This is a genomic window from Enterobacter sp. MGH85 (genome assembly GCF_001037655.1).
Taxonomy (GTDB): Bacteria; Pseudomonadota; Gammaproteobacteria; order Enterobacterales; family Enterobacteriaceae; genus Enterobacter; species Enterobacter intestinihominis.
The window spans coordinates 194,698-211,328 of record NZ_KQ089925.1; the positions used below are offsets into that span (position 1 = coordinate 194,698).

The 16,631-nt window shown below is 55.0% G+C and carries 15 protein-coding genes and 1 other annotated feature; of the genes, 3 read left to right on the plus strand and 12 right to left on the minus strand.

Annotated features, from left to right (window positions below; genetic code table 11):
- Positions 1-118: 118 nt before the first annotated feature.
- Complete coding sequence (gene dnaJ, locus SK51_RS00845; RefSeq protein ID WP_008502040.1) at positions 119-1,264, minus strand: molecular chaperone DnaJ; 1,146 nt, start codon at positions 1,262-1,264, stop codon at positions 119-121.
- 87 nt (positions 1,265-1,351) lie between these two features.
- Complete coding sequence (gene dnaK / locus SK51_RS00850; protein ID WP_006810169.1) at positions 1,352-3,265, minus strand: molecular chaperone DnaK; 1,914 nt, start codon at positions 3,263-3,265, stop codon at positions 1,352-1,354.
- A 296-nt stretch (positions 3,266-3,561) separates the two neighbouring features.
- On the opposite strand from dnaK, the gene satP reads away from it, so the two are divergent.
- On the plus strand, positions 3,562-4,128 hold the full coding sequence (gene satP, locus SK51_RS00860) for an acetate uptake transporter (RefSeq protein ID WP_022647004.1): 567 nt from the start codon (positions 3,562-3,564) through the stop codon (positions 4,126-4,128).
- Here satP and SK51_RS00865 read toward each other — a convergent pair.
- The 3 genes from SK51_RS00865 to tal all read right to left on the minus strand — a co-directional run bounded on the left by SK51_RS00865 (position 4,105) and on the right by tal (position 7,201).
- Positions 4,105-5,427, minus strand: coding sequence for an MFS transporter (locus tag SK51_RS00865; RefSeq protein WP_023305417.1), 1,323 nt, complete (start codon positions 5,425-5,427; stop codon positions 4,105-4,107). The two genes, satP and SK51_RS00865, sit on opposite strands and share 24 nt — an antisense overlap.
- 122 nt (positions 5,428-5,549) lie before the next feature.
- On the minus strand, positions 5,550-6,137 hold the full coding sequence (mog, locus tag SK51_RS00870) for a molybdopterin adenylyltransferase (protein ID WP_003856479.1): 588 nt from the start codon (positions 6,135-6,137) through the stop codon (positions 5,550-5,552).
- A 110-nt stretch (positions 6,138-6,247) separates the two neighbouring features.
- The gene (tal, locus tag SK51_RS00875) at positions 6,248-7,201 is read right to left on the minus strand and encodes a transaldolase (RefSeq protein ID WP_003856481.1); all 954 of its coding nucleotides are present in this window, start codon (positions 7,199-7,201) and stop codon (positions 6,248-6,250) included.
- Positions 7,202-7,463: 262 nt separating this feature from the next.
- Here tal and SK51_RS00880 point away from each other — a divergent pair, with 262 nt between their 5' ends.
- Complete coding sequence (locus SK51_RS00880; protein WP_023299289.1) at positions 7,464-8,897, plus strand: alanine/glycine:cation symporter family protein; 1,434 nt, start codon at positions 7,464-7,466, stop codon at positions 8,895-8,897.
- Positions 8,898-8,963: 66 nt separating this feature from the next.
- Positions 8,964-9,737, plus strand: coding sequence for a peroxide stress protein YaaA (gene yaaA, locus SK51_RS00885; RefSeq protein ID WP_022650381.1), 774 nt, complete (start codon positions 8,964-8,966; stop codon positions 9,735-9,737).
- 31 nt (positions 9,738-9,768) lie between these two features.
- Here yaaA and SK51_RS00890 read toward each other — a convergent pair whose 3' ends face one another.
- The 7 genes from SK51_RS00890 to yjjY all read right to left on the minus strand — a co-directional run bounded on the left by SK51_RS00890 (position 9,769) and on the right by yjjY (position 16,575).
- Positions 9,769-10,056 (minus strand): DUF2502 domain-containing protein, encoded by a 288-nt coding sequence (locus SK51_RS00890; protein WP_022646999.1) that lies wholly within the window; start codon positions 10,054-10,056, stop codon positions 9,769-9,771.
- 248 nt (positions 10,057-10,304) lie between these two features.
- Complete coding sequence (thrC, locus tag SK51_RS00895; protein ID WP_003856490.1) at positions 10,305-11,591, minus strand: threonine synthase; 1,287 nt, start codon at positions 11,589-11,591, stop codon at positions 10,305-10,307.
- 3 nt (positions 11,592-11,594) lie between these two features.
- Positions 11,595-12,524, minus strand: a complete 930-nt coding sequence (gene thrB / locus SK51_RS00900; protein WP_023299286.1) for a homoserine kinase — start codon at positions 12,522-12,524, stop codon at positions 11,595-11,597.
- 1 nt (position 12,525) lies between these two features.
- Positions 12,526-14,988 carry a bifunctional aspartate kinase/homoserine dehydrogenase I gene (gene thrA / locus SK51_RS00905; RefSeq protein ID WP_023305415.1) on the minus strand — a complete coding sequence of 821 codons (2,463 nt, stop codon included), beginning with the start codon at positions 14,986-14,988 and terminating at the stop codon, positions 12,526-12,528.
- 24 nt (positions 14,989-15,012) lie between these two features.
- Positions 15,013-15,130: a sequence feature (Thr leader region), on the minus strand.
- Positions 15,069-15,137 carry a thr operon leader peptide gene (gene thrL, locus SK51_RS23700; RefSeq protein WP_015572623.1) on the minus strand — a complete coding sequence of 23 codons (69 nt, stop codon included), beginning with the start codon at positions 15,135-15,137 and terminating at the stop codon, positions 15,069-15,071. (Overlaps the previous feature by 62 nt.)
- A gap of 211 nt (positions 15,138-15,348) precedes the next feature.
- Positions 15,349-16,035 carry a tRNA/rRNA methyltransferase gene (locus SK51_RS00910; RefSeq protein WP_032676684.1) on the minus strand — a complete coding sequence of 229 codons (687 nt, stop codon included), beginning with the start codon at positions 16,033-16,035 and terminating at the stop codon, positions 15,349-15,351.
- Between the two features lie 399 nt (positions 16,036-16,434).
- Positions 16,435-16,575 carry a YjjY family protein gene (gene yjjY / locus SK51_RS25125; RefSeq protein WP_001541509.1) on the minus strand — a complete coding sequence of 47 codons (141 nt, stop codon included), beginning with the start codon at positions 16,573-16,575 and terminating at the stop codon, positions 16,435-16,437.
- Positions 16,576-16,631 lie beyond the last annotated feature (56 nt).

Genomic DNA, 16,631 nt, shown 5'->3' on the forward strand with positions numbered 1-16,631 from the left:
AGATCGGTAAAAACAGATTAATATTGGTTATAGATTCAGTTTAACCGAGGAATAACGCTATAAAGCAAAAAGCCCGGAATCGCTTCCGGGCTTTAAAGGATAGTAACCAGCTGGCAGGTTAGCGGGTTAAATCGTCGAAGAATTTTTTGACGCCATCGAAGAAGCTTTTGGAGCGCGGGCTGTTTTTCTCACCCGTCGGGCCACCAAAACTCTCCTGAAGCTCTTTCAGCAGCTGTTTCTGCTTGTCGTTCAGGCCGACCGGCGTTTCAACGACCACGCGGCATAACAGGTCACCCTGCGCGCCACCGCGAACGGATTTAACGCCTTTGCCGCGCATGCGGAACAGCTTCCCGGTCTGGGTTTCGCCAGGGATTTTCAGGTTAACGCGACCGTCAAGCGTCGGCACTTCGATTTCGCCGCCCAGCGCCGCCATCGCAAAGTTGATCGGCACTTCACAGTACAGGTTGTTACCTTCACGCTCGAAGATGGCGTGCTGTTTAACCTGAACCTGAACGTACAGATCCCCTGCCGGTGCGCCGTGCTCGCCAGCTTCACCCTCACCTGCCAGACGGATGCGGTCGCCCGTATCCACGCCTGCCGGGATCTTAACGGACAGCGTTTTGGTTTTCTCCACACGACCGTGACCGTGGCATTTGGTGCACGGATCTTTAATCAGCGTACCGCGACCATGACAATGCGGACAGGCCTGCTGCACCGCGAAGAAGCCCTGGCGCATCTGCACCTGACCGGAACCGTGACAGGTTGGACAGGTCTGTGGCTGAGTCCCCGCTTTCGCGCCGCTGCCGTGGCAAACGTCACACTCTTCCAGCGTCGGGATACGGATCTCTTTGGTTACGCCACGAACCGCTTCTTCCAGCGTCAGGTCCATGTTATAGCGCAGATCTGCGCCGCGCGCCGCGCGCTGACGACCACGACCGCCGCCGAAGATATCGCCAAATACATCGCCAAAGATGTCGCTGAAATCAGCGCCGCCGCCGAAGCCGCCGCCACCAAATCCACCGCCGCCCATGCCGCCCTGTTCAAAGGCCGCGTGACCATACTGGTCATAAGCCGCACGTTTTTGTGCATCGGTAAGGACTTCGTAGGCTTCTTTAATCTCTTTAAATTTGGCTTCAGCCTCTTTGTCACCCTGGTTACGGTCAGGGTGGAATTTCATGGCCAGGCGCTTATATGCCTTTTTGATTTCACGCTCTTCCGCAGTTTTCGGAACGCCTAAAATCTCGTAATAGTCTTGCTTTGCCATTGGTTTTTTTAAGCCCCTTAACATGCGAGCACGGGCGTGGAGAATACTCCTACGCCCGTGCCGATTAATTACCCTGCATCAGGGCGATTATTTTTTATCTTTCACTTCTTCGAACTCAGCGTCGACAACATCGTCGTCTTTCGCGTTGTTCTGGGAAGCATCAGCGCCCGCCTGCTGCTGTGCGTGCTGCTGCTGAGCGATTTCCATCAGCTTCTGAGAAACCTGTGCCAGCTCCTGCATCTTCGCTTCAATGTCCGCTTTGTCTTCGCCTTTCAGAGACGTTTCCAGCGCGCTCAGTGCAGTTTCGATCGCAGTTTTGTCTTCCGCTGGCAGTTTATCGCCCGCTTCTTCAACCTGCTTACGGGTGCTGTGCAGCAGATGGTCACCCTGGTTACGGGTCTGAACCAGCTCTTCGAACTTACGGTCGGATTCCGCGTTAGCTTCGGCATCACGAACCATTTTTTCGATTTCCGCTTCGTTCAAGCCAGAAGATGCCTTGATGGTGATCTTCTGCTCTTTACCGCTGTTTTTGTCTTTCGCAGACACGTGCAGGATACCGTCAGCATCGATGTCGAAGGTGACTTCGATCTGTGGCATGCCGCGTGGTGCCGGGTTAATACCGTCCAGGTTGAACTGACCCAGAGATTTGTTATCCGCCGCACGCTTACGCTCACCCTGAATCACATGGATGGTTACCGCAGACTGGTTATCTTCAGCGGTAGAGAACACCTGGCTGTGTTTCGTCGGGATAGTAGTGTTTTTGTTGATGAGCGGAGTCATCACGCCACCCATGGTTTCGATACCCAGTGACAGCGGAGTAACGTCCAGCAGCAGTACGTCTTTCACTTCACCCGTCAGAACACCACCCTGAACCGCAGCACCGATAGCAACCGCTTCGTCCGGGTTCACGTCTTTACGTGGCTCTTTACCAAAGAATTCAGCAACTTTCTTCTGAACCATTGGCATACGAGTCTGACCACCTACCAGGATAACGTCCTGAATATCAGACACGGACAGGCCAGCGTCCTGCAATGCAACTTTCAGTGGCTCGATAGAACGGTTAACCAGGTCTTCTACCAGGCTTTCCAGTTTCGCACGGGTCACTTTGATGTTCATGTGTTTTGGACCGGTCGCGTCTGCGGTGATGTACGGCAGGTTCACGTCGGTCTGCTGAGCGGAAGACAGCTCGATCTTCGCTTTCTCAGCGGCTTCTTTCAGGCGCTGCATGGCCAGCGGGTCGTTACGCAGGTCAATGCCCTGATCTTTCTTAAACTCGTCAACGAGGTAGTTGATCAGACGGGTATCGAAGTCTTCACCACCCAGGTGGGTATCACCATTGGTTGCCAGAACTTCGAAGGTTTTTTCGCCGTCAACGTCGTCGATTTCGATAATAGAGATATCGAAGGTACCACCACCCAGGTCGTAAACCGCGATAGTACGGTTGCCAACTTCTTTATCCAGACCGTAAGCCAGCGCAGCTGCGGTTGGTTCGTTGATGATACGTTTTACTTCCAGACCTGCGATACGGCCAGCATCTTTGGTTGCCTGACGCTGAGCATCGTTGAAGTAAGCAGGTACGGTGATAACAGCTTCAGTTACCGGTTCACCCAGGTAATCTTCCGCGGTTTTCTTCATTTTCTTCAGCACTTCAGCAGAGATCTGCGGAGGTGCAGTTTTGGTGCCTTTCACATCAAGCCATGCATCGCCGTTATCGGCTGCGATGATTTTGTAAGGCATGATGGAAACGTCACGCTGAACTTCTTCGTCCTGGAAGCGGCGGCCAATCAGGCGTTTGATCGCAAACAGGGTGTTTTGCGGGTTTGTCACTGCCTGACGTTTAGCCGGCTGACCAACCAGAGTTTCACCATCCTGGGTATAAGCAATGATAGAAGGCGTGGTGCGATCGCCCTCGGCGTTCTCCAGCACACGTGCAGTAGTGCCATCCATAATCGCTACACAAGAGTTGGTAGTACCCAGGTCGATACCAATAATTTTACCCATCTAAACGTCTCCACTAAAAATTCAGTCAACATGTGGTTGTGTACCTGTAATAAGGGCAGAACGTGCTTTTTCAACTGCCCAGATTTGATTTTTTTCAGGTCCACACACTGCGGTTGCTTACAAGATGGGGTCACAACGGCATCCATCAAGGGGGAAGGATAAAAAATTTTTTAATTTCACCCCGATGAGATCATAGACGGCGCCGATGCCGCCCATTATGATGCCGCGCCCCGTCAGGGAGAACTGGCGCGGGTTTAACCATTTCACCATATTAATGATGATTTTTTTGAGGACTTATGGGCAACACTAAGTTGGCTAATCCGGCTCCGCTGGGCCTGATGGGTTTTGGCATGACCACCATTCTGCTGAACCTGCACAACATCGGGATGTTCCCGATGGACGGCGTAATCCTGGCGATGGGCATTTTTTACGGCGGTATCGCGCAAATTTTCGCGGGCCTGCTGGAATATAAGAAAGGCAATACCTTCGGCTTAACCGCCTTTACCTCTTACGGTTCGTTCTGGCTGACGCTGGTCGCCATTCTGCTGATGCCTAAAATGGGCCTGGCAGATGCTTCAAACGCCCATTTCCTGGGCGTGTACCTGGGACTGTGGGGCGTGTTCACCCTGTTCATGTTCTTCGGCACCCTGAAGGCGAACCGCGCGCTGCAATTCGTCTTCCTGAGCCTGACCGTGCTGTTCGCTCTGCTTGCCGCGGGTCACCTGGCGGATAACGAAGGCATCGTTCACGTTGCCGGCTGGGTCGGTCTGGTGTGCGGCGCAAGCGCTATCTACCTGGCAATGGGTGAAGTGCTGAACGAGCAGTTCGGCCGCACCGTATTACCGATTGGTGAAAAACACTGATCCCTCTGTCGTGCCCGCGTCGCGGGCACGACATCCCTCTGACTGGCGAAGCCACATCCCCAATACCAGCCCCATCAGCGATAACGCCAGCACGTACCATGCAGGTGCAAGGGGTGACAGCCCCATCAACACCGTGACCACAATCGGGGTCAGCCCACCGAAAATGGCATACGAGACGTTATAAGAGAAAGAGATGCCGGTGAAGCGTACCTCCGGCGGGAAGGCGCGGACCATTACGTACGGTACGGCGCCAACGACGCCCACGCACAGCCCGACGATGCCGTACAGCAGGAACAACTGTTCAGGATGGCTGCCCGCAAGATGGTAGAATGCCCAGCTCGACGCGGCCAGCAGCAGGCTGCCGACAATAAAGGTCACGCTGGCACCGAAACGATCCGCCGCCAGTCCCGCGGCCAGACAGCCAAAGCAGAGCATAATTGTCGCGATACTGTTCGCCTGTAACGTCACCGCAGGCGCAAAACCGTACTGTTTTTGCAGCCAGACCGGCGACATCAAAATGACCACCACGATACCCGCAGACAGCAGCCAGGTCAGAAGCATCGACACGACTACCGCTTTTTTATGCCGCACTACTACGGTTTTTACCGGCAATTCTTGCGCCAGCGCCTTCCGCTGCTGCATTTCCAGAAATACTGGCGTCTCCTGCAACCAACGTCGCAGGTACATTGCCACCAGCCCAAACGCCCCGCCCAGCAGGAACGGGATACGCCAGCCCCAGTCGTGAACGGCCTGTTGCGTCATGCTGGTATTGATGATGGTTGCAACCACGGAGCCAAGCAGGATCCCAATCGTCAGTCCTGCGGTCAGCGTTCCGCACGCAATGCCGATGCGGCGCACCGGGACGTGCTCAGCGACAAACACCCACGCGCCCGGCACTTCCCCGCCGATGGCCGCGCCCTGGAGAATACGCATCAGCAGCAGCAATAACGGGGCGATAATGCCCATCGACTCATAGGTAGGCAAAAGGCCAATCGCCAGCGTCGGCACGGCCATCAGCAGGATGCTGAGGGTAAACATCTTCTTGCGCCCAACCAGATCGCCAAAGTGCGCCATAACAATGCCGCCCAGCGGACGCGCCAGATACCCGGCAGCGAAAATGCCGAAGGTTTGCACCTGACGCAGCCATTCAGGAATATCCGCCGGGAAAAACAGCGCCCCCACGACGGCGGCGAAGAAGACAAAGATGATGAAGTCGTAAAACTCCAGCGCGCCGCCCAGAGCAGCGAGCGTGAGGGTTTTGTAGTCCTGTCGATTCAGAGGTCGGGTGTTATGTGACATAGCGAACCATTGTGCATGTGTTGTGGATTATTTTTTACAGCAATCGTAAAGAAAAAATTACTATATCGTAAATCCATTTACACGCTACTGCGGCTGGCGCTAATGTCACATTTAAAGCATTTTCAGGAGATTGTTTCGCGGCGAGCGCTTTTAGGGCGAAATGCTGCTACCACGTTGCCGTCAGTTTCCACGTACGGACCGTCAAGCAGTTGTATACAATACGGTACACTTGCAAAGATACCGTGGACGATAACGCTCCCGTCTTCGGCTTTTACTCCTTCCAGCGTTTCTTTTATCGACTTCGGCTGCCCCGGCAGGTTCAGGATCAGCGCCTGTTTGCGGATCACCCCGACCTGACGGGAAAGAATGGCCGTCGGGACAAAGTGTAGACTGATCTGGCGCATCTGTTCACCGAAGCCCGGCATTTCACGATCGGCGATAGCCAGCGTCGCGTCCGGCGTTACATCGCGGCGCGCGGGGCCGGTTCCGCCCGTCGTCAGCACAAGGTGGCAGCTCATCTCATCCACCAGCTCACACAGGGTCTGCTCGATGATCGGCTGCTCGTCCGGGATCAGGCGAGTCTGGATCTCAAACGGGGTAGTGAGCGCGCTGCCCAGCCACGCTTCCAGAGCAGGGATGCCTTTATCCTGATAAACACCGCTGGAGGCGCGGTCAGAAATCGACACTAAGCCGATGCGTAAGGTATTCATATCCATTCCATTCAAAAAGTACTGATTAAAGGGAATGATACACGCAGAGAGAAAATTCAGACAGAGGCGGGGGAAAGAGGCGTGACCGGGAATCCGGTCACGCAGAATGATTACAGCAGGTCGCCGATCATTTTTTCCAGTTTTTCCTGGTCGATAGCAAACTTACGGATACCGTCCGCCAGTTTATCTACGGCCATTGGATCCTGGTTGTGCTGCCACAGGAACTCGGACTCGGTGATGCGCTCTGGGCGCGCTTTCACTTCACCGGTGTAGGACAGCTTACGCTCGATAGCTCCTTCGCTTTCTGCCAACTCTTTCAGCAGCGCAGGGGCGATGGTCAGGCGGTCACAGCCAGCCAGCTCAATGATTTCACCGACGTTACGGAAGCTTGCGCCCATAACAACGGTCTCATAGCCGTGCTGTTTGTAGTATTCGTAGATTTCCGTCACGGAAATCACGCCTGGATCTTCAGACGCCGCATACTCTTTCTTGTCGGTGTTGGCTTTGTACCAGTCCAGAATACGGCCCACAAACGGAGAAATCAGGTATACGCCAGCTTCGGCACATGCACGCGCCTGTGCGAAGGAGAACAGCAGAGTCAGGTTACAGTTGATCCCTTCTTTTTCCAGCTGTTCAGCGGCGCGAATGCCCTGCCAGGTAGAGGCCAGTTTGATCAGGATACGGTCGTTGCTGATGCCCGCATCGTTGTACAGTTTGATCAGGCGTTTTGCTTTGGCAATAGACGCTTCGGTGTCGTAGGACAGGCGAGCATCAACTTCAGTAGAGATACGGCCAGGAACGAGCTTCAGGATTTCCAGACCGATGTTTACTGCCAGTTTGTCAGTCGCATCCACAACCTGCTGCGCGCGGTCATTGCTCTGTGCTTTTGCCCAGGTCACCGCCTCGTCGATCAGTTTGCGATACTCAGGGATCTGCGCGGCGTTAAGGATCAGAGAAGGGTTGGTTGTAGCATCCTGCGGCTGGTACAGCTTCATTGCCGCAATATCTCCGGTGTCAGCGACGACAGTGGTGAACTGACGAAGGGAGGTCAATTTATCCGTCATGATAGTGTTTCTCTTTTAACGTTCCCTGGATAATTCACACTACCGACAGCCTGCCAGCAGCGGAAAAATGACAGGTTTACTTGTTAGGGGGATGTAACCGGTCTGCCCTGATGATAACACGAGTGAGAGGCAGCGCAACCGCAGACAGTGCGCTTAGGCAGAGTATGATAAACTCAGAATATTAACAGGCTGCTAAGTAACAGCATGCACAATCAGTGGTAGCGCTTACATATTCACGTTGGCATCAACAAGAGGGACGTTAGTGCCTGATTTCTTTTTCTTTATTAACGAAGTCCTCTGGGGTTCTATCATGATATACCTGCTTTCAGGAGCAGGTATCTGGTTTACGTGGCGCAGCGGACTGATTCAGTTTCGCTATATTCGCAAATTTGGCAGAAGTCTGAAAAACAGCGTCACACCACAGCCGGGCGGCCTGACCTCGTTTCAGGCGCTCTGTACCAGCCTGGCCGCGCGCGTCGGCAGCGGTAACCTGGCCGGTGTCGCGCTGGCAATCGGCGCGGGCGGTCCGGGCGCGGTATTCTGGATGTGGGTGACGGCGATTATCGGTATGGCCACCTCCTTTGCTGAATGCTCGCTTGCGCAGCTCTACAAAGAAAAAGACGGCAACGGTCAATTTCGCGGCGGCCCCGCCTGGTATATGGCTCGCGGACTGGGAATGCGCTGGATGGGCGTCCTGTTCTCAATCTTTTTACTGATGGCCTATGGTCTTATTTTCAATACCGTTCAGGCTAATTCCGTCGCCCACGCGCTGCGCTTTGCCTTCAATTGTCCGGAGTGGCTGACGGGCAGCGCGCTTGCCCTTCTCACCCTGCTGACCATTGTGACCGGGCTGAGAGGGGTTGCCCGCCTGATGCAGTGGCTGGTTCCGCTGATGGCGCTGCTGTGGGTGTCAACCAGCCTGTTGGTATGCGCGATACATATCGACGAAGTGCCGAACGTCATCGTCACCATTTTCCAAAGCGCGTTCGGCTGGCGCGAAGCGGCTTCCGGCGCGCTGGGTTACACCCTTAGCCAGGCGCTCACTGCGGGTTTTCAGCGAGGCATGTTCTCCAACGAGGCGGGAATGGGCTCCACGCCGAATGCCGCCGCAGCGGCCGCATCCTGGCCCCCGCATCCCGCCGCGCAGGGCATTGTACAGATGATTGGCGTCTTCACAGACACCATTGTTATCTGCTCCGCCAGTGCGATGATAATGTTGCTGTCCGGCGCCGTTGAACATCCATCCGGCAGTACAGCAGGCATTCACTGGGTACAACAGGCGCTGGTCTCCCTCGTCGGCGGTTGGGGCGCAGGCCTTGTCGCCCTTGTCGTGGGGCTTTTTGCCTTCAGTTCTATTGTGGTGAACTATATCTATGCCGAGAACAACCTTATTTTCCTGAAAGTTGACTCGCGTCTGGCCCGCAACATCCTTCGCGCGGGTGTGCTGGCGATGGTATTTGTCGGTTGCCTGCTCAGCATGCCGATGATCTGGCAACTGGCGGATGTCATTATGGCGCTGATGGCCATCACCAATTTGACGGCAATTTTGCTTCTTTCACCGGTTGTGGCGCTGATCGCGCGCGATTATCTGCGTCAGCGCAAGCTCGGCGTACAGCCCGTCTTTGACGCCTCACGCTATCCCGAAATCGAATCACAAATTGCTCCTGGCACCTGGGATGATTTGCCGCGGCAATAACAGCTATCGATCAATTCAGGGCGATTTTTTGTTAAAGTCGCTCTAAATTTCCTGCAAGGACTGGATATGCTGATTCTGATTTCACCTGCCAAAACGCTCGACTACCAGAGCCCGCTCGCCACTGAGCGTTATACCCAGCCGGAATTGCTGGACTACTCGCAACAGCTGATCCACGAGGCGCGTAAGCTTTCGGCTCCGCAAATCGCTTCGCTGATGAGCATCAGTGATAAACTCGCCGACCTGAACGCCACCCGTTTTCATGAGTGGCAGCCTGACTTCACGCCCGCTAACGCCCGCCAGGCGCTGTTGGCCTTCAAAGGTGACGTCTACACTGGCCTGCAAGCAGAAACGTTTAGCGAAGCCGATTTCGATTTTGCCCAGCAGCATCTGCGCATGTTATCCGGCTTGTACGGGGTGCTGCGCCCGCTGGATCTGATGCAGCCGTATCGTCTGGAGATGGGTATCCGCCTGGAAAATGCCAAAGGCAAAGATCTGTACCAGTTCTGGGGCGATGTCATTACCGATAAGCTTAACGCGGCGCTGCAAGCCCAGGGGGACAACGTGGTGATCAACCTGGCCTCCGATGAGTACTTCAAATCGGTGAAGCCGAAAAAGCTGGATGCGGACATTATCAAGCCGGTGTTCCTCGACGAGAAAAACGGCAAATTTAAAGTGATCAGCTTCTACGCCAAAAAAGCGCGCGGTCTGATGAGCCGTTTCATCATTCAAAACCGCCTGACGAAGCCAGAGCAGCTCACTGGCTTTAACAGTGAAGGGTATTTCTTCGACGAGGCATCGTCAGGAAAAAACGAGCTGGTGTTTAAGCGTCACGAGCAATAAAAGACAACCCCGCCAGCTGGCGGGGTTTGTGTTAATGGTGCTTCCGGTCCGGCCCCGGGCGATGATCGTCATGACGGTGATGATCGTGACGATCGCGATGTTCATCGTGCGGACGCCAGTGGTTATCGCGCCAGTCATAGTGCGCTTTCCACCAGTCATGGTCGCGCCAGCGGCCGCCATCCCAGTAGTGTCCGTTATTATCCCGATCGCCAATTTGCAGTTTTACCGCAGGGACGAGGGTGATCTCAGCTGCCTGCACCGCCATGGGAGCGACCAGCATCAGTGAAAGCGCGATAAGTGCAGGTTTCAGTGTAGACATAGGTGACTCCTTATTCTTCTTGCCCAACGTGGGCCGATGTAAGGAGAGTACGTGATGGGAACGGTGGATGTTATTCTCTGCAATCCTAAACCCTAAGTAACCGCATTTATTGGGAATTTCTGCTTTTTTCCTGCTGTTTTTCTCCTTATTTTCTCCATAAAAAAGCCGGGTGGCGGCTTCGCCTTACCCGGCCTACTTTCTGAAATGTTCCAGGCCCGGTAAGGCGTAGCCGCCACCGGGCAATAAACTCACGCTCGGGTCATCATCAGCTTACGCAGTGCGGCAAAGTCTGCGGGCAGCTCATGGGACAGCAACGGCAGGTCGGCGCGCTCGGCCAGCTCTTTTGGCAGCGGCAGCGTTTCACCCAGGATCGCTTCCACGCTCTCTTTGAACTTGGCCGGATGGGCGGTACCGAGGAACAGGCCATACTCACCCGGTTGAAGCTGATCGCGCAGGGCACGATAGGCAATCGCCGCGTGCGGCTCAGAGGTATAGCCCACCGCTTTCAGCTCGCGCATGGTGGCTTTCGTGGTTTCGTCCGTCACCGCTGCGTAGCCCAGGTCGCCCAGACGCCAGACCTTACGGCGGAACAGCTCTTCCACACGCGGCCAGTTGTTAGGCTGTGACACATCCATCGCATTGGAGAGCGTGGCTTGCGTCGCGTTCGGCGCCCATTTTCCGTCCTTCAGGAAACGCGGCACGGTGTCGTTGGCGTTGGTAGCGGCGATAAAGCGCTTCACCGGCAGGCCGAGTGATTTCGCCAGCAGGCCCGCCGTCAGATCGCCGAAGTTCCCGCTTGGCACAGAAACTACCAGCTGATTGCGCGCGTCCTGCGGCAGCTGGGCCACCGCTTCGAAGTAGTAGCAGATCTGCGCCAGCAGACGGCTGATGTTGATGGAGTTGGCAGAGTTCAGCCCCAGCGCCGCCTTCAGCTCTTCGTCATCAAAGGCCTGCTTCACCAGCGCCTGGCAGGCATCGAAATCGCCGTCGATCGCCACGGTTTCAATGTTGCCCCCAAGAGTGCAGAACAGTTTTTCCTGAAGCGGGCTGATTTTGCCTTTCGGATAGAGGATCACCACGCGGACGTTTTTCAGGCCGTAGAACGCATGAGCCACCGCCGCACCGGTATCACCTGAGGTCGCGGTCAGGATGGTCACCGGTTTGTCGCCGCTGATGTGGGTCAGCATCTGCGCCATAAAGCGACCGCCGAAATCTTTGAACGCCAGCGTCGGGCCGTGGAACAGCTCCAGACAGCCAACGTCAGGCTCCACCTGCTTCACCGGGGCCGGGAAAGCAAACGCCGCGCGCACGCGCTCTTCGAGCAGCTCCTGCGGGATTTCGTCGCCAATAAACGCAGACAGAATTTTGGTGCTGCGGGTGACAAAGTCCTGCTTAAGCAGTTCATCGATTTCAGTCAGTTGAAATTCCGGCAGGTCGTGGGGGAAGAACAGCCCCTGATTTTTGCCCAAACCCTGCGTTACCGCCTGCGCAAAGCTGACCTGCTCGTTATGATCTTTAAGGTTGTAGAGTTTCATTCGTTATCCCAGTACTCGTGCGCCAGCCGTGTCCAGACGGCAAATATGAACAAAGCCTTCCTGATTTTGCAGGTAGTGTTTAGAGAGCCAGTCCGCCACGCGCTGCGCGGTGTCTGGCTTGTCGCATAAGGCGAACAGCGTCGGGCCGGAGCCGGAGATGCCGCACGCCTGTGCGCCGATATCCATGGATGCCTGTCGCGCTTCGTTAAAGCCCGGCAGCAGCTTCGTGCGATACGGCTCGGCAATAACGTCTTTCATCAGTTTCGCCGCCAGCTGCGGCTGTCGGGTATAGCAGGCATGAATAAAGCCCGCCAGATGACGCCCGTGGGCGATACAGTCCTGACGACGATACTGCGCCGGCAGGATCGCACGCGCTTCGGCGGTAGAAACCTTAATGCCCGGATAGGCAAGCACCCACAGCCACTCATCAAACCCTGGCACCTGCTGGCTGATGATGCCATTTTCTTCAATCATCAGCTGCATGCCGCCAAGGAAGCACGGCGCCACGTTATCATAATGAATGCTGCCGGAGATGCGCCCTTCCAGCTCACCCATCAGCGCCAGCAGGCGGCTGTTGTTCAGCGGCTTGCCGCAGTGCTCATTCATCGCCACCAGCGCGGCGACCACCGAGCAGGCGCTGGAGCCGAGTCCCGAACCAATCGGCATGCTCTTTTCCAGCGTCATGGCGACCGGCACGTTTTTACCGATCTCCTGACAGAAGCGTTCCCAGCACTGATAAACGATATTCTCACGCGGTTCAGGCGGCAGCTTGCTGGCAAAACGGCCGACGTTATTCAGGCTGAAGCGCTCTGCCGCCTCAACCGTTACCGTATCGCCCAGCAGCGAACCATCCACTGGCGTGACCGCCGCGCCCAGCACGTCAAATCCGACGCTCATATTGGCGCTGGAAGCCGGGGCATATACTTTAACCATCTTAAACTCCTAACTTCCATGACAGGGTACGCAGCAGATCGGCAAACACGCCCGCCGCCGTCACATCATTCCCTGCGCCATAGCCGCGAAGTACCAGCGGCAGTGGCTGATAATAATGGCTGTAGAACGCCAGGGCGTTCTCGCCGTTTTTCACCTTGTACAGCGGATCGTTGCCATCCACTTCGGCAATCTTCACGCGGCAGACGCCGTCTTCTTCAATATTGCCAACATAGCGCAATACCTTACCTTCATCACGGGCTTTCGCAACGCGGGCGGCAAAGGCGTCGTCAAGCTGCGGCAACCTGGCCATAAAGGCGCTGACGTCGCCGCTGTCATCAAATTCTGCTGGCAGCACCGGCTCAATCACGATATCCGAAAGCTCCAGCTCGCGGCCGGTTTCGCGCACCAGGATCAGCAGCTTACGCGCCACATCCATACCGGAGAGGTCGTCGCGCGGATCCGGCTCGGTGTAGCCCAGCTCGCGCGCGGCGCGGGTGGCTTCCGACAGGCTCATCCCTTCGTCCAGCTTGCCGAAGATAAACGACAGGGAGCCGGAGAGGATGCCGGAGAAACGCTGTAGTTCGTCGCCCGCGTTCAGCAGGTTTTGCAGGTTCTCGATGACCGGCAGGCCTGCGCCCACGTTGGTGTCATACAGAAACTTGCGGCGCGACTTGCTCGCCGCCAGACGCAGCTGGTGATAGTAATCCATCGACGAGGTGTTGGCCTTTTTGTTCGGCGTCACCACATGGAAACCTTCGCGCAGGAAATCCGCGTACTGATCGGCCACCGCCTGGCTGGAGGTACAGTCGACGATCACCGGGTTAAGCAGGTGATACTCTTTCACCAGACGGATCAGACGACCCAGGTTGAACGGCTCTTTCGCCTCTTCCAGTTCCGCCTGCCAGTTTTCCAGGTTCAGACCGTGGACGTTAGTCAGCAACGCTTTCGAGTTCGCAATTCCGCAGACGCGCAAATCGATATGTTTCTTCTTAAGCCACTCCTGCTGGCGCTTTACCTGCTCCAGCAGCGCGCCGCCGACGCCGCCGACGCCCACCAGGAACAGCTCAATCACCTGGTCGGTGTTGAACAGCATCTGATGCACCACGCGCACGCCGGTAGTGGCGTCATCGTTATCCACGACAACGGAAATTGAACGCTCTGATGAGCCCTGGGCAATCGCCACGATATTGATATTGGCCCGCGCCAGGGCGGCAAAGAATTTGGCGGAGATTCCGCGCAGGGTGCGCATGCCGTCGCCTACCACGGAGATCACGGCCAGACGCTCCTGAATAGAGAGCGGCTCCAGCAGCTCTTCTTTCAGCTCCAGGTAGAACTCTTCTTCCAGCGCGCGACGGGCGCGCAGGCAATCGCCCTGCGGGACGCAGAAGCTGATGCTGTATTCGGAAGAAGACTGCGTGATCAGCACCACGGAGATCCCATTACGGGACATGGCCGCAAACACGCGTGCCGCCATGCCAACCATACCTTTCATACCCGGGCCAGAGACGCTGAACATCGCCATGTTATTAAGGTTCGAAATGCCTTTTACCGGCAGGTCATCTTCATCAGCGCTGGCGCCAATCAGCGTACCCGGCGCCTGCGGATTACCGGTATTTTTAATCAGGCAAGGGATCTGGAACTGGGCAATCGGGGAGATGGTACGTGGGTGAAGCACTTTGGCGCCGAAGTAGGAAAGCTCCATCGCTTCCTGGTACGACATCGACTTCAACAGCCTGGCGTCCGGCACCTGGCGCGGGTCACAGGTATATACACCATCAACGTCAGTCCAGATCTCACAACAGTCTGCACGTAAACAGGCCGCCAGCACGGCAGCGGAGTAGTCAGAGCCGTTACGCCCCAGCACCACCAGTTCGCCCTTCTCGTTACCGGCGGTGAAGCCTGCCATCAGGATCATGTGGTCAGACGGGATTTTGCTCGCCGCAATGCGGCGTGTCGACTCGGCAATGTCGACGGTGGATTCAAGGTAGTGTCCCACAGCCAGCAGTTTTTCAACCGGATCGATGACCGTCACGTGGTGACCGCGCGCTTCCAGCACGCCCGCCATGATGGCGATAGAGAGTTTTTCACCCCGGCAAATCAGCGCCGCGTTGATGCTGTCCGGGCATTGACCCAGCAGGCTGATACCGTGAAGGACGTGTTTAATCTGGGCAAATTCGAGTTCCACGGTGCTTTTCAGCTGCGCCAGCGGGAAGCCAGGCTGGGCGTCTGCCAGCCCCTGAAGCAGTTCAGCGAAGATACGTTCGGCGTCGCTGATGTTCGGAAGTGCATCCTGGCCACCGATGGTTTTTTCAATCATCGCCACCAGGTGGTTCGTGATTTTTGCCGGGGCAGAGAGCACGGTAGCAACCTGCCCCTGCCTGGCGTTACTTTCCAGGATATCGGCAACACGCAGAAAACGCTCTGCATTTGCCACTGATGTACCGCCGAACTTCAACACTCGCATGGTTCTACCTCATTTCCTTTAGCCGAAAAAAAAGCCCGCACTGTTCAGGTGCGGGCTTTTTTCTGTTTTTCCTGTACGCGTCAGCCCGCATCGTTACCTGTGGTAATGATGATGGTTGTAGTAATGGTGGTGATGCTGATGCGTTTCATGGATGTTGTGTACTCTGTCATTATTATCTGTCTGTGCTCTATTCTTTTAGGGTTAAAGGATCGGACACCTTAAGTCAATGAATTTTTAATTTGATCACAATTCGGGACATTCTCACGTCCCGCTGCGTGCAGAATTATTTTCATCGGAATACCCCAGATGCAACCCCAGACATTAGCAGGATCGGCCATAATAAAAACTTATGACACTATTTTACTCGGCTAATTTTTTTTCAATATCATGAAGCAATCGGTGCAGCATTGCCGTGTCGCGCTGTTCAAGACGCCCCAGGCGCTGCTGTAACCAGTCCACCATTTTTTGATCGTCAGCGACGCCCAGTTGCTCGAGAAGCTTATCTGCACGAATACGCAGCGCCGCCAGCTGGTTTTCATCCGTTACTGACGCTGGCGGCTGAGAAATTTGTATTAAGGATGCTAATTGATAGCAGTACACCATCACCGCCTGCCCCAGATTGAGTGACGGATAATCCGCCACCATCGGCGCGCCCGTCAGCACGTCAGCCAGTTCCAGTTCTTCGTTAGTCAGCCCGGAATCTTCTCGCCCAAACACCAGCGCGGCTTTCTCCAGCCACTGGCTTTTCTCTTCCAGCATTGGCACCAGTGCAGCAGGCGTGGCGTAATAATGAAACTTCGCCCGGCTGCGCGCGGTCGTCGCGACGGTAAACGAAATATCGTGCAGCGCCTCAGCGAGCGTAGCGTAAGTGGTTATATTATCGAGAATATCACCCGAACCGTGCGCCACCCATCGCGCAGCAGGCTCCAGATGCGCCGTGCTGTCTACGATACGCAAATCGGTAAAACCCATGGTCTTCATGGCACGCGCCGCAGCGCCAATATTTTCAGCTCTTGCTGGTGCCACCAGCACAATCGACAGATGCATTTATGCTCTCTATTTAATCAGTTAGCAGGTAAAAAAGTGATTCACTTCAACATATTACGCAGCACGAATTTACAATTTTGCAACACAAATCACCGAAATAGCGTTTCATAACAATTAAAAAAAGCTAAACTATTTTGTGGCTGAACAATCAGTTAGAATGTTAACAGAAGTCCATTATCCTTATGTTTTGTAATGATAATGACCTTATGAATACTCTTTTCCGATTGGATTCGTACCGTTTATCAATCAATGTCCGCAACTAGTTGGTTTATTGAAAAATTGTGACAAAGGCTAGCATTCAGCTACGATGATTTCATCAAACTGTTAACGTGCTACAATTGAACTTGATATATGTCAACGAAGCGTAGTTTTATTGGGTGTCCGGTGTCACTTAGCCTGTTATGTTGCTGTTAAAATGGTTAGGATGACAGCCGTTTTTGACACTGTCGGGTCCAAAGGGAAAGTACCCACGACCAAGCTAATGATGTTGTTGACGTTGATGGAAAGTGCATCAAGAACGCAATTACGTACTTTAGTCACGTTAAGCCGATCATGTTAATTTGCGACATGCATCAGGCAGGTCAGGGACTTTTGTA